10 protein-coding genes are annotated in these 20,803 nt (G+C 48.7%); 2 read left to right on the top strand and 8 right to left on the bottom strand.

What is annotated here, in order from left to right; genetic code table 11:
• The first annotated feature begins 160 nt into the window (after positions 1–160).
• Positions 161–2,473, top strand: a complete 2,313-nt coding sequence (locus GJU87_RS04845) for a beta-N-acetylhexosaminidase (protein WP_153638469.1) — start codon at positions 161–163, stop codon at positions 2,471–2,473.
• A 74-nt stretch (positions 2,474–2,547) separates the two neighbouring features.
• Entirely contained in the window at positions 2,548–3,096 is a 549-nt protein-coding gene (locus GJU87_RS04840; RefSeq protein WP_153638468.1) for a hypothetical protein, read from the top strand.
• A gap of 7 nt (positions 3,097–3,103) precedes the next feature.
• Here GJU87_RS04840 and GJU87_RS04835 read toward each other — a convergent pair whose 3' ends face one another.
• The 8 genes from GJU87_RS04835 to GJU87_RS04800 form a co-directional block, all read right to left on the bottom strand.
• Complete coding sequence (locus tag GJU87_RS04835) at positions 3,104–5,056, bottom strand: KamA family radical SAM protein (protein WP_153638467.1); 1,953 nt, start codon at positions 5,054–5,056, stop codon at positions 3,104–3,106.
• Between the two features lie 148 nt (positions 5,057–5,204).
• Positions 5,205–6,101: a DMT family transporter gene (locus GJU87_RS04830; RefSeq protein WP_153638466.1), complete on the bottom strand. Its 897-nt coding sequence runs from the start codon at positions 6,099–6,101 to the stop codon at positions 5,205–5,207.
• A gap of 83 nt (positions 6,102–6,184) precedes the next feature.
• Positions 6,185–6,919, bottom strand: a complete 735-nt coding sequence (locus GJU87_RS04825; protein ID WP_228491864.1) for a hypothetical protein — start codon at positions 6,917–6,919, stop codon at positions 6,185–6,187.
• A 28-nt stretch (positions 6,920–6,947) separates the two neighbouring features.
• Positions 6,948–11,675, bottom strand: a complete 4,728-nt coding sequence (locus GJU87_RS04820) for an efflux RND transporter permease subunit (protein WP_153638465.1) — start codon at positions 11,673–11,675, stop codon at positions 6,948–6,950.
• Positions 11,676–11,745: 70 nt separating this feature from the next.
• On the bottom strand, positions 11,746–14,841 hold the full coding sequence (locus GJU87_RS04815; RefSeq protein WP_153638464.1) for an efflux RND transporter permease subunit: 3,096 nt from the start codon (positions 14,839–14,841) through the stop codon (positions 11,746–11,748).
• A 41-nt stretch (positions 14,842–14,882) separates the two neighbouring features.
• Positions 14,883–15,938 (bottom strand): efflux RND transporter periplasmic adaptor subunit, encoded by a 1,056-nt coding sequence (locus GJU87_RS04810; RefSeq protein WP_153638463.1) that lies wholly within the window; start codon positions 15,936–15,938, stop codon positions 14,883–14,885.
• Between the two features lie 23 nt (positions 15,939–15,961).
• Positions 15,962–17,449 (bottom strand): TolC family protein, encoded by a 1,488-nt coding sequence (locus GJU87_RS04805; protein ID WP_153638462.1) that lies wholly within the window; start codon positions 17,447–17,449, stop codon positions 15,962–15,964.
• An 11-nt stretch (positions 17,450–17,460) separates the two neighbouring features.
• Complete coding sequence (locus GJU87_RS04800) at positions 17,461–20,802, bottom strand: hypothetical protein (RefSeq protein WP_153638461.1); 3,342 nt, start codon at positions 20,800–20,802, stop codon at positions 17,461–17,463.
• Between the last annotated feature and the right edge of the window lies 1 nt (position 20,803).

Raw genomic sequence — 20,803 nt, 5'->3', positions numbered from 1 at the left:
AGAATTAAGTCAAAACTGTTAACAATCGATAGTCTCCATCCAAAACAGGTTGAAATACTCCCGAAGTAATTTTCTCATTTGCGCCAATCTTATTAAAACTTTACCCGGCTTTCCTCCGAATGGTTATTTTAGCCGCCAATAACAACAAACCAACTGTAGTATGAAGTCTTTCGCCACCTTGCTCACCCTTTCTATCGCGCTTCTGTGTATGGCCTGTCAGCCCGTTCCAAAAGCCGTCCGACCCGTCGAAGTGATTCCTCAGCCCTGGCAGCTGACCACCAAAGAAACGCCCGACTTCATTCTAAAGACCTCAACACCGGTTATTATTTCCGATTCCACCATGCTTCCGGCAGTGGAACAGTTGCGGCGTACAACCAAAATGAATCTTCCTGCCAGCTTTGCCAGCAGTTCACCTACCGGGAAGAAAGTCATCCGTTTTCAATACAATCCGGCGCTCGACTCACTCACCAACGAGGGTTACACCCTTTCGATAGATCAAAAACAGGTATTAATACAATCGTCCGGGGCAGCCGGGCTTTTCTATGCGGTCGAAACCATCCGGCAGCTTCTTCCGGCAACGGTGGAAAAAGATACGCTTCCGGCACTGGCGCTTCCGGCTGTCGAAATCACCGACAAACCCCGCTTCCGGTGGCGGGGCATGCACCTCGATGTGTCGCGCCACTTTATGCCCGTCGATTTCATTAAAAAGTACATCGACTACCTGGCCATGCACAAACTCAACGTTTTTCACTGGCACCTGGTCGATGGCATTGGCTGGCGAATCGAAATCAAATCACATCCCAGGCTGACCGAATGGGGCGCCTGGCGGGTGGTTAAACCGGGGAAAATGCCCTGGCAGGATTTCGAGGTATGGAAACCGGGCGATAACCGTCCGAAATACGGCGGCTTTTATACCCAGAAACAGATCAAAGAGATTGTTGCTTACGCGAAAAAGCGCTTTGTTACCGTGGTACCTGAAATTGAGTTACCCGGCCATTCCGAGGTAGTTTTTCAGTGTTATCCGCAACTGCTCGGCAAGGATAAAAACGGGAAACGACTGCCGAACACCGGTGTTTACTGCGCCAGCAACCCGGCGAGTTATCAGCTGCTGGAAGATGTCATCGACGAAGTGGTTCAGCTCTTTCCGTCGAAATACATCCACATTGGCGGCGACGAGGTGAATAAGAGTAACTGGAAGAAATGTGTTTCCTGCCAGAAGCTGATGCGCGAAAAGCATCTGACGCCCAACGGTCTTCAGAGTTACTTCATCAACCACTTCGACAAATACCTGAAATCGAAGGGACGGAAGCTCATCGGGTGGCACGAAATCCTGCAAGGCAAGCTCTCTCCCACGGCCAGCATTATGTATTGGGGCGGCGAAGACGGCGTGAAACGGGTACTCGACAAAGGCCACCCCACGGTGCTGACAACCGGTTCGGTGCTCTACTTCGACCATTACCAAAGCCTCAGCGATAACGAGCCCAGGGCATTTGGCGGTTATTCTCCGCTAAAGAAGGTATACGATTATGAGCCGCTGCCAAAAAATGCCACACCGGCTGATGCTTCGCGCTTATTGGGCGTGCAGGCCAATGTGTGGACCGAGTACATGCCCAATGCCAAACATGTGGAATATATGGTGTTTCCGCGCATGGCCGCGCTGTCGGAAATTGCGTGGCAACAAAAAGGAACCAAAAACTGGCACCGTTTCCAGTCCAAAATGGAACGAATGCTGAGCCGCTACAGGGAACTCAACATCAACTATGCACCGAGCGCCTACCGGCCAACCATTAACTTCTCGGTTAGCCCGGAAAATAAGAAACTGAAAGTGGACATCACCACCGAACTTCCGGCCGGCATTATTTATACAACCGATGGCTCAGTGCCAACGCTCAACAACGGCATACATTATACCCAACCGTTTTTGCTCGACCACTCCACTACCGTGAAGGCGATTTCGGTAAAAGACAGTGTTGCTTTGGTGAAGCCGGAAATCAAAAAGGCCATTGTTCACAAAGCACGGGGAGCGAAAGTGATATTGAAAAGCAAGCCAACGGCCCAATACAGCGCACACGGCGGACAAACACTGACCGACCTGGATTTTGGCGGCGACAAATGGGGCAACGGCAAATGGATTGGCGTCATTGGGAAAGATTTCGACGCCATTGTTCAGCTCGACTCGGTGATGAACGTTCACGAGGTGGGCCTGAATTGCCTGGAAGATTCGGGCGCCGGCATCCGCTTCCCGGTAGGCATGGATGTATGGTTATCGGAAGACGGGCGAAACTACCGGCATGTGAAAAGTTGGAAACAAGCCGAACCGGCGAACCCGAAAACATCGCCGGAAATAAAGGTAAAAACCATCAGGGTTGATTTCCCCGAACAGGCGTGCCGCTACATCCGGGTAAAAGCAAAATATGCGCATGTTCCGCACCAGGGCGTATTTATTTTCACCGATGAGATTGAGGTGTACTAGGCAAGGCCGGTGAGCGCCAACAAAACTGCACTGCAGCGACTTCCCGGGTAACCCGGAATGGTTCCTGCCAAACAGTGACGACCACCGGGGCAACAAAAGAAGGCGAATACGCCCTGTTGGAGATTCCTCCGGGTGCTGAAGAATGCGAACACAACCTGCGGGAGGTTCCTCCGGTTACTGAAGAAAGCAAATACACCCTGCAGGAGATTCTTCCGGGTACTGAAGAAGGCGAACACAACCTGCGGGAGATTCCTCCGGGTGCTAAAGAAGGCGAACACAACCTGCGGGAGATTCCTCCGGATGCTGAAGAGGGCAAACACAAACTGCAGGAGATTCCTCCGGACGCTGAAGAGGGCAAACACAAACTGCAGGAGATTCCTCCGGACGCTGAAGAAGGCGAACACAACCTGCGGGAGATTCCTCCGGGTACTGAAGAGGGCGAACACAACCTGTGGGAGATTCCTCCGGTTACTGAAGAAGGCGAACACAACCTGCAGGAGATTCTTCTGGGTACTGAAGAGGGCGAACACAACCTGCAAGAGAATCCTCCGGACGCTGAAGAAGGCGAACACACCCTGCAGGAGATTCCTCCGGACGCTGAAGAAGGCGAACACAACCTGTAGGAGATTCTTAATAATAAAACCAGATCGTCCGGTAATCGTGGATATTCTCGCCGCGCGAAGCCAGCTCTTCCAGGTAGTCGTAAATGGGCACATCCACGTAGTTATAGGGCGGAATGGGCTTGATATTCTTTTCCCACGGATGGAACTCATACACCCGGGAGCCGTCCGGCAAAATCATCACCAGGCGCCTGTCCTGGCCGGCACGCAGATGGTTTTTTCCCAAACGGGGAACATTAAACACCGGCTCATCGGTGCGGTCGAGGCCGGGCAGCAGACGAGCCTCTTCCTTTCGCTCCTGCAGAATGCGGGCAATGGGCACCATGTATTGCTTCGTCTCTTCCTTCCCTTTCATGTTGAAGGTGTAATACGGGTCGACACCGATTGATTTCAAATCCTTGCGCAGTTTGGCAGTTTCGAACCGTCGCGAATTCTCGACCGTAAACACCTGTTGGTTATAAACACTGATGCCCGCTTTCCGCAGTTTCTGGACAGCATGCATGGATTCAGGCGTAATTTCGTACGAATGTTCGAAATGCGTAACGATGGACAGGTGCAACCGGGGCGGCTGGTGATATTTGGCCAGCATGGCCACCAGCTCGTCCGTAAAACGCATGGGCAGAACCACCGGCGTGCGCGAGCCAATCCGGATACGGTAGATATGCTTCTTCTCCGAAAGGGTCGCCAGGATATTTTCAAGCTGCGCATCGCGCATCACGAGCGGGTCGCCCCCGGTAATCAGCACATCACCGATGCTCTTATGCCGGTCGAACCACGACAAGGCATTCTGTAACTTCTCTTTCGATGCCATGGCCCTTGGTTCGAGCACCCGTTCAATCTCCCAGTTTCGCTGGCAGTATACACAAATCTGCGCACAGGTGTTGTACGGTTTCATAATGGCAATCATGGGATAACGGCGGGTCACCAGGTCGACCGGAGAGCAATCGTGCTCACCCATAAAATCGAATGACAATTTTCGTCCCGGCCGGAGCTCGCTCATTTTATCCACGTACTCTTTGGGCGGAATCACCTGCGCCCGGATAGCATGATCGTATCCAACCGAGATTTGCGAATCCATCAGGCTAAGATAATAGGGCGTGATTCCGAAAGCAATATGATTCTGCACGGCACGGTCGATCGTTTCCTGCTGTTCGGCCGAGAGCTCAATCAAATCAGCCAGCGGTTTCGATGATCGAATCACGTTTCGTATCTGCCATGTGTAACTGCCCCAGTCTTTTTCAGTACCCTTGAAGTGCCGAAGGATGCGCGAGCGATTTTCGGTTCGCCAGCCAATCACTTCCTCTTCCAGTCCGGAAGGATATTTCTTGAAATATTTCAGCATGCCGGAACCCATTTCGTCGAGGATCTCCGTTCGCAAGTGAGCCGCCTCCCGGCCTTCCATTCGGAGGAAGTCGGGGATTCCTTTCTCCACCTCTTTATCTTCCAGGTAAATATGTGACTTGCCGGTTACGCCGCGAAAAAGGTTGATAAACTCCAGGATAAACCCGACCGATATCTTCTCTTTCAGCTCGGTTCGTTGATTCCGGGCTAATTTCCACAAACTATCCAGCGCCGAGAACTCGGTCCGAAACTCGTTGATTGGCCCAATGATACTGCGCAATACCCGTATGCACTCGCGCACAGTCGATTTTTCGAGAATATGCAGCTTATTGTCCAAATCGAAAACCTTCCGCTCGGTCCGGTCCAAATAGGCATAAAAGCTATCGCGGGCCTGTTCCAAATCGTCTGCTTCCGCTAAAATCCGGTAAATATCGTTATTGGCATCCCACAACCGTTGCAAATAGCTCTCATAATCGACATCGAAATGCGATTTAAACAGGCTTACATCATCCGAAAAGATATCATCCTGCACCTTGCTTCCTGCCCATTTCAATTTCGGTACTACCTGTTTTTCCTCTCTCCTGCCGACAGAACTTTTCCTCTTATTCACTGCATGCACCATGACGTAATCTTTAAAGGTTAGCAAAAAGAAATTTCCACCTAAACACTGCTTTATACAATTTACTATAAATCTGATGATAAAGCAATTGAAAGAGTACCCCTAAAATAATTCGTTTCAGCGCTTCGCGGGAAAAACCAGAACAGAAGAATCAGGCTTTTTGAAGCGCTCTTTTCCGTTTATAATGATGGTAGACAGGATAGCCGAACACCGCCAGCAGGATAACCGCTGTACCGGCATAAAAACCGCCGGTCATCTGTTCCGACTCGCCGAAGATAAAAAAGGCCAGGAGAATGCCGTAAATCGGTTCGAGGTTAATGGTCAGGGCAACAATATACGCGGACAACTCGCGCATCACGTCAACCTGAACCGCGAACGCAAAAGCCGTACAAACAACAGCCAGCAACAGTAAATAAAACAGGTCCATGCCGGTCATCTGCAGAGAGGAAAAGTTTAGTTGTCCGCTCACCGCCAGAAACACAGAGATACCGGCAAATCCGCCCAGCATCTCGTAAAAACTAATGACCGACGCGCTGTTATGGGCAATCAGCTTTTTATTCAGCACAGTGAAAAGCCCGGCCAGGAATGCTGAAGTCAGGGCGACTAAGATTCCAGCCGTATACTGTGTCTCGAAACGGAACACCATGTAGAGTCCCGCGATGATCATCAACCCGATAAATATATCGAGCAGGTTCAACCGACGGCGATAAAACAACGGCTCCAGGAAACTGGTAAACAATGTAGTGGAGGCAAGACAACCTAATGTTACCGAAACATTCGAGATTTTAATCGCCCCAAAGAAGGTAATCCAATGCGCCCCAACAATGAGCCCGACGCCCAGAATCTGCAGTAAATCCTTCCGGGAAACGCGAAAACTCTTCTTCCGGATACGGAAATAGAGATAAAACGAAACAGCTGCAATGAGCATGCGGAACCATACCAATTGCGGGGCTGGCAACGTAATCAATTTCCCCAAAATCGCAGTGAATCCGTATATCAGGACCACAAAATGCAACTTGAAATGGCTCCTCAGCGTTTCGCTTTTCATCGTCAGGTTATCTGTTTCTGCAAAGGTAATGCTGAATGGCAACTGCCAAAATAAATTTACATCCGGCAGACAAAATTTTATTCCTACTTCAGAAACTTCTCACGGCGCTGCAGATTGGTCAATCCGGCCAGGAGGAAAATCACGCTGCCAACGGCCAGGAAGATCCGGTTCTTTTGGGTAATCTGACTCCAGATTAACTCGTTCATATTGTCCGGAATGGAGAACGGATTCAGGAAGACATTCCACTGGGTACGACTAAGGACATCGCTCAGTATTAACAGCGCAATGCCGACGATGACCATGATAACCGCTGTTCCGTTTCCGTTTTTCACTACCGTTGAAACCATGAAGGACATGCAACCGAGGAAAACCACGGGGAACATCAGCTGAAATGACATGGAAAAAATGGGAAACGGCACCAGCGCATAGTAACCCAGCACGCAAAATACCATTAAAAACAGCCACACCAGGACGAATATCATCACCAGGCGGACCAACCATACTTTGTACCGGTAATCGGGTATCCCGAAAAGGATTTCCAGGATACGTGCGTCAGCGTCGTTCTGAATGCCAAAAGCAGTAGGATAAAAGATGAGCAGCACCGCCGGGAAATACAAAATTCCATAAACCGACGACATGGTGTAGCCCGGCTCGTTAAAGACCAGATTAATGGCCAGCAGAATGTAAAAAACCAGCGATGCCAGGAAAAACCACAGGAACCGTCCGGCAAATATGATTTTCATGTTGTACCGCGCCATGCGAACAATCAAATCCAACCAGCGGTTTTTCACGATTCTATCGATATATCTTGTATTCATCTTCAAGCGTTCATTTAGTTGAACTGAATCAACTGTTTTCTTTCTGAATTCCTTTCAATAAGCACAAATAAGCCTCCTCCAGTACCGGTTTCACCACTACGGCATCCGGAGCCGGTTGAGTTGCAGAGATGTACCGGACTTTAATCTGGTCGCCATCGCGCATATGGTGTACTACCCGGTCTTTTCCTTCCATGGCATCAAACTCTTTTGCCGGAATCAAGAATTGCCAAACCAAGCCATCGGCCAGTTTCAGCATGTTGTTGGGATGACCCGTATAACGCAGTTCACCGCGGTTGATGACAGCTACCTGGTTACACGAACTGGAAATATCCTCGATGACGTGTGTCGAGAAAATGACCACGCGCTCACGACTCAATTCTACCAACAGGTTCCGGAAACGGATACGTTCGCGTGGATCGAGTCCGGCAGTCGGCTCATCGACAACCAGAATGCGCGGCAAGTGCAACAGGATTTGTGCTATTCCAATCCGTTGCTTCATTCCACCCGAAAACGAACCAATTTTGTCGTCTTTCTTATCCCAAAGATGAACAGCTTCCAGTACATATTGAACGCGCGCTTCACGTGCCTCTTTGTCGGACAAGCCTTTCAGCATAGCCTGGTAATCGAGGAATTCCCATGCTGACATATTTTCGTACGTACCAAATTCCTGCGGAAGATAACCAATCAGTCCCTGCAGCTCTTCGCGCTTAAGCTGTGTATCCACACCGTTGATCCAAACCTTACCGTAGCTTTGGTCGTAAATTCCGCAAATCACACGCATCATCGTTGATTTACCGGCGCCGTTCGGTCCCAGCAAGCCAATCATACCGGTACCTATTTCGAGTGAAACACCACGCAATGCCTTGAATGGATCGCGTTTGCGACCGATAACCGGGATTTGTTCGACCAGTTTGAAGAACAATCGGCGCAGGCCGGCAAAACGACCTTTTAACCGTTCGATGTTTACCTTGTCGCGATACAGTTTGTCGGCCGTTACTTTCACCGCCAGAACGAAATACCACAGCACGGCGATCATCACCACCGAACCGATGTTTTCCCATTTCAGATAAAACAGCACCAATGCCACTGCCGGAAGTCCCCAATACAGCAGGCGATGAATGATAATTCCCATTTTCACAGGCCGGTCTTTTCCGCTTTGCGCGGAAGAATAAGCCAGCAGCAGTTGTACTCTACGCCAAATGGATAACGACATCAGGAAAACAAAGTGCGCCATGACGAACATCCACCAACCGCTGTCGAGATAAGAGAACGTGAAATAGGTCAGGAAGCCCAATAGCGGCAATTCCCAGACAAAATCGTCGAAATCGCGCCACGAATGGTACGTTTTCAGTTCGCCTTTGCGTTCGCGAATGTTCCGGTTACCCTTCCATTCACGGATAAACCGGTTGCCTCGATCGTAAATCTTCACGAGGTTCTGTATCCTGATTTGAATCGGCACATCCGAATCGATAACCGTTTCGGTGGCTTTTCGCAGACTATTTTTCACGAACCAGGTAGTTCCCGGAATCAATACAGTCAATCCAACCAGATCGACCATCTGCCACATGAATGTATCCACTTTCGTGAAGATGAGAATACAGCCACCTACGTAAAGCAAAATCTGAAGGATTTGAATCCGGAGATCGAGCTTGCGCACCCAGTCAATCGCATTTTCCAGGCCAAAATAGAAGGTCGGTATGAAAATAAGCGTCAACAATGTACTGACGCTTAGGCCGCCGATTACGGTAATAGCGAACGGTGCACCAATTGCTCCGACATATTCATTATCGCCCATCGCCAGTGGCAGCATGGCCACGATAGTGGTAATAGCCGTAATCAGAATCGGGCGAATACGCGACATTCCGGCCGTAATCAGGGCGCGTTCTTTCCGGTAACCACGCTTCCGCAGAATACCGGTATAGTCAATGAGAATAATTCCGTTGTTCACAACAACCCCAAGCAATATCAGGAAGCCCGTTAAGGTATTTGCATTAAACAGGCTATTTCCGGTAAAAATGAGTGCAAGGAATGATCCGATGGCCGCCAACGGGATGGAGAACATCAGCACAAAAGGTGTAGACAACGACTCGAATACCGAAGCCAGAATCATCAGGATCAGGATAAAGGCCGCCAAAATCAGGAAATAGAACTCCTGCAAATCATCTTCTTCATGAATAACCTGGACAGCAACACCCGAAGGCAGGTTGTAATTGGCTACGATCTGGTCCACTTCCACGCGGTAAGCATCGAGCAAGGTCTTCGAATCCTGCGCCTCGTCGATGAAACGGTAGCGCACTTCAATCTGTTTTTCCTGGTTCACCCGGTCAATTTGTGCGTACCCGGAAGAGAAAACCACATCGGCTACCGACTGCAATTCGTGGGTGCCACCATTCGCATCAGTAATGAGCAAATGCCTTAAATCATCGGCCGAGCGTTCTTTCTTGTCCTTCGCGTCTTCATCACGAATAATGATATCGTATTCGTCGGTTCCCTGTTTGAATGGAACGTTGGTATTGATTTCCGGATTGAAGGAATTCAATTCGGAAGCGATATTGGACAAAGGAATGTCGTAAGCAGTCAGCAGCAGCGGATGAAACTCGAGATGAACTTCCGGCCGGTTGTCGGAATAACTGACCTGCACCCGGCGCATTGACTCCAAACTTTCGAGATAATACTGAAAATCGGAAGCCACATTCTTCATGGTTTCGAAATCCTGTCCTTTGATAAGAATGCGTTCCCAGTTGGTTCCCACTCCCAACAAACGCATGAAGCTGGTTCCGCCTCCACCAAAGGAACCGCCACCTCCGCCACCGCGGTTTCCGGCGGAAGCCGGTTCTTCATCGACACTTATTTCAGCGCCGGAAATATTTTCAACGCGATTTTCCACATCGCTCTTGATTTCGGCAATGCTCCGTTTGCTGGTCTTCTTGTAGTCGTCTTTCAGCGTAACTGTAACGACCGCGTTATCTTCTTCAATTTTACTAACCACATCCTGCTTTTCCTCAATCGGTTCGAGACGGCTTTCGATTTGTGAAACAACCTTGTCGGTCGATTCAAGCGTTGAGCCCGAAGGCATGGTCACATAAATCTGAAAATCGTTGGTCTCAACTTCGCTGAGGTTATTCACGCTCACCGCCAATACAATAAATATGGTCAGGAAAAAGAAAACCAGTGCACCGATAATCGTCCGGGCCGGACTTCGGAGCGTATTCTTCAACACCATCACATATCCCTGAATCAACGGGTTCCGCATGGAAACCTGGTTGAAGTTGATGGAGGTACTCTTCTTCCTGGAAAGGAAATAGTGGGCCATCATGGGCACCAGCAACAGCGCCACAAACAAACTGATGGTAAGCGTGGAAATGATAGAAACCCCCACATTTTTCCCGATAAGGCTAATCAGATAGTTGTCGGAAAAAAGGAAAGGCAAAAATACCGTGATAGTGGTCAGTGTAGCCGCTACAATCGAACGCCACACTTCTGTAGTACCCTGAATGACTGCCTTCGCCGGAGGAAGGCCCTGGGATCGTAATCGGTATATGTTTTCGAGCACGACGACGCTATTGTCGAGCAACATCCCGATGGCCAGCGCCATTCCCACCAAAGTCAGACTATTGATGCTGATATCGGCCGCGTAGAAGAAGTTGAACGCCGAATACACCGAAATGGGAATGGCCAGAGCAATGACCGAAACCAACTGGAAGTTTTTCAGGAAAATCCAGAGTACAAGCACGGCCAGAAGTCCACCCACCAGCGCCAGTTCAATAATCTGGTTGATGTTGTCCTCCATGGTTTGCGCCGTGTTGTTCTGGACAACAATCTCAATATCTTTCGAAGCCAGTTTTTCATTCAGCTTCTTAACCACATCCAGCGTTTTGTGCGAGACATCAATCAGGTTCGCCTGGGCATCGTTCACCAACCGGACTGTCACCGCATCCTTTCCGTTGACACGGGAATAAGAGGTCTCTTCCTTCACACCGAAATAAACATTCGCCACATCCTTTAGCAGGATGGGACCGTCGGCAATCACCAGGTTTTCCAGCGACTTGATATCGGTATACTCGGCATTGACATGCACGATGTACTGCCGGTTCGATTGATACACATTTCCGGCGAAAGCCCGGGTACGATAACTCTGGGCAATTTTACTCCGAATAGTGGCCGGCGTAATGCCATACGCCTCACACATCGCCTTCTTCAGTCGCACTTCAACCGATTTCTCCCGGCCACCATAAGCCGTTACACCCGCAACTCCGTCGATGTTCTCCAGCTCAGGTACAACCTCCTGATCAGTTTCATTTCTTACCCTGTCGACACCACCAGAACCGCGCACCTGAAGCTCCATGAACTGGTTGTTCATCTGGTCCAGATCCACCTTCATCACGGTTACCCGGAATTCTTCAGGAAGCGACTGTTTTGCTTCATCAATCTTCTCCTGCAGCTTCAGATAGGTATATTTGAAATTGACGTTCTTCTTGAACTCAACGACAATGGTCCCCCGTTGCGATTGTGCTGTCGACTGCAAATTCTCGATTCCCTGCATGGTTCCAATCGCTCCTTCCAAAGGAATGATGGCCTGGTTCTCCATGTATTTGGGGTCCACCTCTGTCTGAGTATTCACCTGAACGAAAAGCACGGGCAGCTCAGCATTAGGAAACAGCTCCATCGGGAGATTTTGCCAGGAGATATATCCCAGCAAGCTCAGCCCGATGAATAACATGCTGATAAGGGTCTTTCTGTTTATAATAAATTTCATTCGTTCGCAAGTTTAGCTTGTCCGAAGGCCTGATTCGGTGCCTTTCGGACCGTCCTTATCCCGGTATTCGTCACTCCTCTTCGTCGGTCACTGTATCCAGACTACGAATCGTTTTTCCGGTAAACAGATCGTACACACATGGAATTACCACCAATGTCAGAATGGTGCTGGTTACCAAACCTCCGATAACCGCCAATGCCATCGACGACCGCAACGAAGCGCTCTCTCCGAAGCCAAATGTCAGCGGAAGCAACGCTAATATCGTCGTCAAACTTGTCATGATGATCGGACGGATACGTTGCTGTCCCGCCACCGCGATAGCCTCCCGTTTACTCATGCCGCCGCGCCACAGTTGGTTGATGCGGTCGACGAAAATGATGGAGTCATTGACCGCAATTCCCACCAGCATAATCACACCGATTAGCGCCATAATATTGAATGGCTGTCCCATGATGAAGAACAGCAACACAGTTCCAACCAGCGAGAACGGAATAGTCAGCAGAATAACGAAGGGATGAATCAGCGACTCAAACTGAGAAGCCATGACCATATACACCAGAATAATGGACAAAAGGAGCGCAAACTCGAGACTATGCATCGAATCCTCGCGCTTTTGCTCTTCGCCGGCAATTTTGATTTTATAATCGTTGGGCAACTGCATGCCGGCCAATTTGCTGCGCATCTGACTCACAACTTTATCCAGCGGCACGTTTTTATCCAAATCGGCCATCACCTTCCCAATACGGTTTTGGTTAAGACGATAAATCTCTTTCGGCGAAACCGATTCCTTCAGCCTGGCGATTTCATCTAACCGGATAACTTGTCCGTTGCTGTTGAGCTCAATATTATGAAACTGACGTAAACTCATCTTTGGAGTATGAATAGTGATGTCGCGCATTTCGCCTCCCTTCTCCATCTGCCCTGCATCCTGTCCTTCCAATTGAGCAGTAATCTGGCTGACCACCTGCTCCACACTGAGGTTATGCATTCCGGCCATCAAGCGGTCGACTTCCACATCGACTTCCGGATAACCGTCTTCGATGTTCGTCCGCATATTGTACAATCCGGGAATATCCTGTACCCGTTTCATCACCTGCCGGGTGAGTGTATCAATCACGTTCAAGTCTTCTCCCTGCACTTCCACCACTACCGGCGCATCTTGCGTACCCAAAATGCTTTGCAGCGCTGTTTCATCCTGCACGAAGTTGACTTCAAACTGCGGATTATCTTTGTACCATTGCGAAACCGCTTCCACCACATTCCGTGAATTGTATTTCGCGTTCGGCTTCAGCACGACTTTTACCTCAGCCGTATTTTCTCCTTCAAAAACACTTTGCGTTGTTTCGGACAAATCAGAACCCGGACCGATGCGGGAATAAATAGACTGTACATTGTCGCCCAACAGTTCTTTCAGCAGAGCTTCCATTGAAGCAACTCCTTCCGACGTTCGCTCGAGCGGTGTGCCTTCGGGCATTTTTACCTCGATGGTGAATTCGCGACTATCGGCTTTGGGCATAAACTCGCTTCCGATAAAAGGATAAAGCAAAGCTGAAATAACCAGCAGAGCAATTCCTCCGCCAATCACCCACCACCGACGTTCCAAAATCCGCGACAGGAAAGTTCCGTATCCTTTTACCTGAACGGAACGAAACTTCAATGTTGCTTCTTTCTTCCGGTAGATGCGGTGATACATCATCGGAATCAGAAATATGGCTACCACCAGTGAGGATAGCAGCGAGAAAGCTACCGTCCACGCCTGGTCGCGGAATAACTCGCCTGAAGCGCCGTGCAGATAAACGATGGGCAGGAAAACCACGATGGTCGTCAACGTTGAAGCCGTGATGGCTCCTCCCACCTGCGCCGTACCAACGATAGCCGATTCGCGCACAGACAAACCGTTTTCGTGATTCCGGAAAATATTCTCCATCACTACAATGGCGTTATCGACCAACATACCGGCTCCCAACGCCAAACCGCCCAACGTCATAATATTCAGGGTTAACCCATTAAAGTACATCAGGTTGAAAGTGGCAATAATCGATATGGGAATCGCCAAACTGACGATAAGCGTGGTTCCAAATCGTCTGAGGAACAGGAACAACACAAACACAGCCAGTACAATACCGATGAGCAGGGTGTTCTTCACCTCATTAATAGCACTCTTGATAAACGTTCCCTGGTTGCTCACTACCGTGAAGTGGTACCCCGGAAGCGCTTTGGTAATCTTGGCCAGTTCTTCGTTAATATCCTGAACTGCTTTTACGGTATTGAACCGCGTTTCCTTGTAAATCGCCAACCCAATACAGCGCTTCCCGTTAACACGGACAATGTTTTCAGGCTCTTTATTCTGATAAGAAACATGAGCTACTTCCCGCAAGAAAATAGGCGCTTTCTGCATTGTCTCACTGCCAGCCACCGGCGCTTTATAACCGACAACCAGGTTGTTGAAGTCGTCGATATCGCGCAGCATGCTCACGCCTTTTACGATGTACTGCATACCGGTTTCGGTAATGGAACCACCGGAAATACTCCGGTTGAAAGCCTCGATCTTCTGACTCAGTTCGTCCATCGTCAGGTTGAAAGCTTCCAGTTTATACGGATCCGTGTCAATGCGTACTTCCCGCTCTTCCTGTCCCGCCAACTCTACCTCGGCGATACCTTCCAGCCGAATCAGTTCGTTCCGGATATAGTTTTCAGCCACTTTCCGCAAGTCATTCATATCGGTAATCGATTCGTTGGAAAGACCAACAATCATCACCGGCGCTGTATTCGGATCGTGCTGAGTAATATTCAGCTCATCAATTTCGCTGTTCTGCGAGTAGTTGGACAAAGCTTTCTGCAAATCCAGAAAAGCTTCGTCCATATCTTTTCCCCACGCATATTCGACCGTTACCTGCGCCGAACCCGTGCGGATAATCGAAGAAACCTGTGTGACTTTGCTTTGGCGGATGGCCAGCGCTTCGATGTTTTTCACAAACAGCGTTTCCATCTCTTCAGGCGGACGTTCACCCGATTTTATCTCCACGTACAGGCGCGGCGAGTTCAAATCGGGAAACAGGTCAATTCCCAGTCGTTGGTACGAGATGATACCGAGCAACAGGATTGCCAGTACCGCCATCAGCACCGTAACCGGATAATTCACCGAAAAATTCGTTAGTTTTCTCATAGAAATATGATTTTCCTGGTCAGCGGAAGCTGCCGGAATAACTACTTAACTACCTTTACTTTCGACCGGTTACGTAATGTCTCAAAACCTTTGGTTACTACCCGGTCGTTTGCTTTCAGGCCGGAAGTTACCTGCACCTCGTTCGCATTTTCCAGTCCGGTTTCGATAACCCGCTGCTGTGCCGCACCTTTCACGACGATATAAACGGTTTTTCCGCGGTTACCCGAAACGATAATGTCTTTGGGAATGACAATAGCACTATCTCTCCGCGCTACCTGTATATCAGCTTTCACAAACATTCCGGGACGCAGTTTCAGGTCGGGATTATCGATGCGAATTTTCCCAATGAACGTCCGGGTTTCGCTGCTCACAACCGGCGACAGTTCACTGATTTTACCCGAAAGGGTATCTTCCGGAAGGGTATAATTGGTAATATCAACGTCTTGTCCGACCTTCACGACAGAGAGGTTTTTCTCGGGCAGATTCACCTCCATATTGAGCGTGTTGTAATCCATCAGGGTAGCCACCGCTGTTCCTGAAGCGACACGTGTTCCATTGGTGTAATCAGGTAAGTTGACCAAAATTCCGGTAAACGGAGCCCGGATATCCATCTTCGCCAACTGCAACTGCGCGTTTTCGTAATCCTGCTTTGCCTGGCTCAGTGATACTTCCGAGTTTTTTACTTCACGAAGGGTGACGCCACCTTTTTCGTAAAGCGACTGCTGCTTCTCATGCTCCAACTTGGCAATCTCGTAATTCAGCTTCTTGGTTTCGAGCGAAACTCCGTTTTTGTATTCCTCATCTTCCAGCTTAACAATTGTTTGCCCCTTCTGCACCTTATCACCTAAACGGAAAGGGTGTCCGGTTTTCGGATTGCGTTGCAGGTAATAGTCACCGGCCATCTCCGTGTTTAACGTGGCTTCGCTTGCTGCCTTCGTCGTTCCAGTCGTGCTGACATACTGCACAATCGAGCTTTTCTTCACATCTTGAACTGAAACCGGAATGGCCAGTTCGTTATCCGTTTGGTTATTCTGATTGCCGCATGCTGCCATTACAGGTAAAAGAGCAGCGAGCAGCCATTTATTCGAGATCTTCATGTTTCAAGATTTTTCAGGAATGGTTATTTCGTTTGGCTATCGCGATATTCTTTTAGAAATTCTTCCGGTACAACCGATTTTTTTGTTTCGAAGTCGTATAGCGTCTGTACCTTCAGGTTCAGCAGCTCAATCCGGTAATTAATGAGCGATTGGGCATAAGCCATTTTCTTCTCCGAAAGCTGTGTTTGATACAAGTTCAGGTCCATACTACTCAGGTCACCATTCTGGTAACGCTCCAGGTTGATATCGTAAGTCATCTGAGCATTCTTCTCTGTGATTTTAGCAATTCCAATCTGGTTCTTCATGTTTTGAAGTCCCCGCACCACCTGGCGAATATCCAGTGTAATCTGAATTTTCTCGTTGTTCAGGTTCAGTTCCTGCGTTTTTATTACAGCTTGTTGCGCTTTAATATTCGCTTTCTTTTCCCCCCAATCCCATAACGGAATATTGAACGCCACATTCACTCGAGGGTTGCGCGTCGGATTTTTATACACATCCTTCAACTCCTGATTATCACCCAATAAACCGTAAGTAACATTAACACTCCCACGGAATTCATTGGCTGCCTTCACCTGAATCAGGTCGAATTGCGAGTTCTGCACGCTAATCTCCCGCTGACGAATCTCCATGCGGGAAGCCAAACCGTGCTGAATCGCTTTTTGCTGATCTACAGTTACAGGTTTCACTTCCACATCGGTCATCACGGTGATATCTTCATAAATATCCATGCCGATGTATTGCTTGAACTGGTCTTTGTAATTCTCCAGGGTTACCCGCTGGTTATCCCGGTCAGAGCGTGCTGTCTCCAGGTTCACCTCGGCCTGGTACAGCTCCTCCTGAGCGGCCAGTCCTGCATCCACCTTGTTTTTGATAATATCGTAACTCTTCTGAGTATTTTTGTATTCATCTTCTTTAATGTTCAGGCTCATTTGCGCCAGGTACACATTGTAGAAGAACTGGGATACATTCTTCTCCAGGTTCAACCGTTGCATGGCATAGCTCAACATGGCATCTTCGTTGTCCAGCTCCAGCTGTTTCAGTTCCATTTTCTGCCGGTTATAGGTGAACAACGGTTGTGTAAGACTCAAATACAAGTTGTTATAAAATGATTTGTCCCGAACACCTGTGTACTCACTGTAACTGTTTCGCCAGCCAAACTGGTTGTTAAGCGAAATAGTTCCATCTGTGAATAAAATCGGTTGCTCAACCGTAAATGTTCCATACGTTTGGAAATTCTCGGTAGTATTCCACTGTGAAATCAAATCGTTGAATTCCCGACTTTGGTTGTACTGGAGAGGGTTCAAACTCAGTGAAAACTGGGATTTCATTGATGCCCGCTTCGCATTAAGCGACTCACTGGTCCGTTCCAGGTTCAGCCTCGAGGCTATCAAATCAGGACTATGTTTTACGGCAATAGCCATAGCATCATCGAGGGTCAGTATTTTTTGCGCATGCAATGGCAACGTCACTCCCAGCAACAACAATAAAAAGAGATACTTTCGTTTATTCATGGATTTACAGGTTATTTTTCTTTGACCAGTTTCACAGCATCGGCATAAACGATACTGGCATCGGTTTTATTCGTTAATTCAATTTTCGCGGTATCAGGTGAGAAATAGTAAGCTCCCAGTTCAACCCAGCCGCCACCGGTGCTTTTAATATCAACCGCCGGATGATCTTCTCCATCATCGTGATGAATGGTGTAAGTGTATTCACCTTTATCCTCACCCCGCCAACGCATATTGATTTTCGGGACGTAGGCATATACGGTGTAGTACCCGGACTCCTTAACCGGAACGTTCCAGATAGCTTCGCGGTCTCCGGTTCCTCCTTTGGTGTAATACGCCGACCGAACCGTTTTCCCATAGAAATTGGTATTGGTCGTTAAGGTCCATTCCACCGGCGGACGCCAGAAGTTCAAACCTTTGTACTTCTGATCCTCGTTATCCACGAGCTGAGCCTCAAAAATCTTTTTCAGGAAACTACTCGACTCGGGTTGTATCAATTTAAATTCAGGATCTTCATTGTCAACAATCGTTTCATTTGGAGCTGTTCCGTCCTCATAATCGATCACCTCTTCTCCGTTAAACGGAGTCCGTTTTTCGTCCAGCTCAATTTTCTCAAAACGCTGCGTCAAAACAGACGGAATATTAGCTGATGCGAAGGTGTTGGTCATCATCATGCGGGGTTCTTCGTTGAGCAAGATGCCAACCCGTTTGGTTTGATGAGGCGCGATAGCAACAATCCGCTCCACCGTTTCTTCATCTCCGCCTCCACCAAAACGTCTTCCTCTCCGGCCCTGTCCTCCCAAACGGAAGGTAAATTTCACCACACCGGGTTCTTTTCCGGTATTCGACAGGTGGAATGTCACCATGGTCGGCGTGCGGTCGCCATCCTTTACTTTAACAGCTTCCACATCGGTTACCAGGTAGCCTGGCAGCTCTTTCGAATTGTACCATGAGGAAAGATAATCGTCGAGTTGCAGATTGAACGAAGAAGCCAGATCGGTTTTCAGATCATTGATACCGGTTTCCCGGAAACGGCTTTTCTCCAGGAAGGAGTTCAGCACATTGTCGAACTTATCTTCCCCGGCAGCCGCCTTCATCAGCGCAAACAGGAATTCACCTTTCGTTTGGATGATGTTATCCACTATATCCGGGTCCTCTTGGTCCTGCAATACCCGCGCAAACGATTTATCCTGAAGCTCCATGTTCCCACGCTCATCGCTCGACATTCCCATGAAATTACGCATGAATCCAGGCTGATCATCTGCCGTTCGTTCAACCAGATACGATTCGAGCACGCGATTCATGATAGGATACTTCGGCGAATTGATCTCATTCGCATAGGTGTAATAATCGGGAAATAGAAAATATGGATTCGGATTGTCATCAAAGTTCCGTCCGGGTCCTCCGAACCGCATACGGAATCCGCGGCCTTCATCCTTTGCCAGGAGAGCCCGGTTCACAAAATCACGGAACAGATTTTCCTCCGACTCCCGTTCTGTAACACTTTCATTGGTATGCCGGCTCCGTCGCTCCGCCCAGCGTTTCGACAAAGCGAAGTTCGCTCCGGAAACCATGTAACCACCCTCCGGCAGGAAGACCATTTCGGGTTGTACCTGCTCACGGGCAACCGTCCACAAATGCGAATAAGAGTAAAATTGTACCGGTACTTCCACCAGCTCGAGTCGATGAAACGGATACCGGAGTTGCAATTTCGCCTCGAACGTATTTTTCAAATCACGAATAACCGGTGCCAGTGAATCCTTCACTTCCGTGAAGAACTCGTCGAATCGGTTATGTCCTTTCAGGTAAGTTAGGCTGTACTGAACGCTGTCGACCGTGATGGAACGGGTTTGGTAATTTCCCATCACCAGCGAAATTTGTTGCAAAGGCTCTTTATCACGGAAAGTGATTTTACCGTCAGCCCCAATTGTTTTTTCGCCCTGCGACAACACTTTCAAACTATCGTTCGCCGGTTCTACGGTAAGTGAGAAACGAGTGAATTCCTTGTGCAACCAGCCCAATCCTTTTGAGGAGTAAGGAATTCCGGGCATCGGGTACCAGCGGGTTTCAGGAGTCAACAGCACATAATTGCTTCGTACAAATGCGTGCCGCTTATCGATGGTCGCATTGTCATCCAGGGTAATCTTATCGAGTCTTTCCCGGTCGTAATCCAGGTAACACAGCGACTCGTCAATGGTGCCGGCATATTGCACTTTTACCTGCAATGAATCACCCGGTGCGACAGCATTTTGCGGTTTAATTTTCAGCAACTGCTGATCACGTTCGTATCCGGCACCTTCCACATTTGTCACCTTCAAGCCGGGATTCAACGTCAGAATGATTTCTTTCACCGGTTCACTGGTCGTATTTTTCAGTTGCATATCAGCAGTAGCGGCAATCGAATTTCCGTTATGCTTCACGTCCAAATCACAACGGGTCATTTGCATCACCGGAGCGTTAGCGTACTGGTCATTCAATGCAATCATTTCCTTCCGGTGATTGTCGAACTGACTCACCCGGTTCACATAAAAAAATCCTAGTACCAGCGCAAAAATCAGCGAGCCGGCTCCGACAACGGTCACAACTCCGTTTACGGTTTTCGATTGATTCAACCGCTTCAGCAACAGAATGGTCAGACAAATGAAGCCAACACCGAGGAAGAAATAGATTCCGCGTTGCATCAGCAAGCTGTTCAGGTTACCAAAGCCCACGAAGTCGGACCAGGTTAGTGGCAACCGGTAAGCCATATAATCGAACAGGAAATGGAATTTTCCTTGCAGATAGAAAAGCGTTGCAGCGATATAGCCCAACAGCAGGATAAAGGTCAACGCTTGGTTCCGGATAACCGACATCAGTAAAAAGGCCAGCCCCAAAATGAACAGCAATGTAGGCACACTTACCAGGAAGAAATAGTAAAAATAGGGCATCAACCGAAACGCACTATAGGGCGAAATCAGGTTGAAAACGGCCACCATCACCAGCGCGACTACATTTAGCAACAAGAAAACATACAGGTTCCCCAGTGTTTTCCCGATAACGTAATCGGCATTCGACATGGAACGCATGTAGATAACCTCCGTGGTGTCGAGCTTTTTATCCCTTTTCAGGAAGTCGGATGCCAGAAAAATGGCGATAATGGCCTGCGCCATATTAATAATGTACAGGTTCATGAACGGAACCTTAGCAGGCAGCGCAACCATATCGTCGAACGGAAATCCGACTTTAGTTTGATAAAAGAGGTTGAAAAAGAAGACAAATACCAGCGCCAGGATGGCAAAAATCCGGAAAAACCAACTGCGGAACAGCGTTTTGGATTCGTATGTGGCTACGGTACGAATATGGTGAAGTGATGCCATG

It is taken from the genome of Prolixibacter sp. NT017, from assembly GCF_009617875.1.
Classification (GTDB): Bacteria; Bacteroidota; Bacteroidia; order Bacteroidales; family Prolixibacteraceae; genus Prolixibacter.
Note: the sequence above shows the minus strand (reverse complement) of the source record. Positions and strands in the feature narration are given on the sequence as shown.

Coding starts and splice junctions, on each gene's coding strand:
- GJU87_RS04820 (WP_153638465.1), bottom strand. CDS start 11,675: ATGAAATTTATTATAAACAGAAAGACCCTTATCAGCATGTTATTCATC.
- GJU87_RS04830 (WP_153638466.1), bottom strand. CDS start 6,101: ATGAAAAGCGAAACGCTGAGGAGCCATTTCAAGTTGCATTTTGTGGTC.
- GJU87_RS04805 (WP_153638462.1), bottom strand. CDS start 17,449: ATGAATAAACGAAAGTATCTCTTTTTATTGTTGTTGCTGGGAGTGACG.
- GJU87_RS04825 (WP_228491864.1), bottom strand. CDS start 6,919: ATGAATACAAGATATATCGATAGAATCGTGAAAAACCGCTGGTTGGAT.
- GJU87_RS04810 (WP_153638463.1), bottom strand. CDS start 15,938: ATGAAGATCTCGAATAAATGGCTGCTCGCTGCTCTTTTACCTGTAATG.
- GJU87_RS04835 (WP_153638467.1), bottom strand. CDS start 5,056: ATGGTGCATGCAGTGAATAAGAGGAAAAGTTCTGTCGGCAGGAGAGAG.
- GJU87_RS04845 (WP_153638469.1), top strand. CDS start 161: ATGAAGTCTTTCGCCACCTTGCTCACCCTTTCTATCGCGCTTCTGTGT.
- GJU87_RS04800 (WP_153638461.1), bottom strand. CDS start 20,802: ATGGCATCACTTCACCATATTCGTACCGTAGCCACATACGAATCCAAA.
- GJU87_RS04815 (WP_153638464.1), bottom strand. CDS start 14,841: ATGAGAAAACTAACGAATTTTTCGGTGAATTATCCGGTTACGGTGCTG.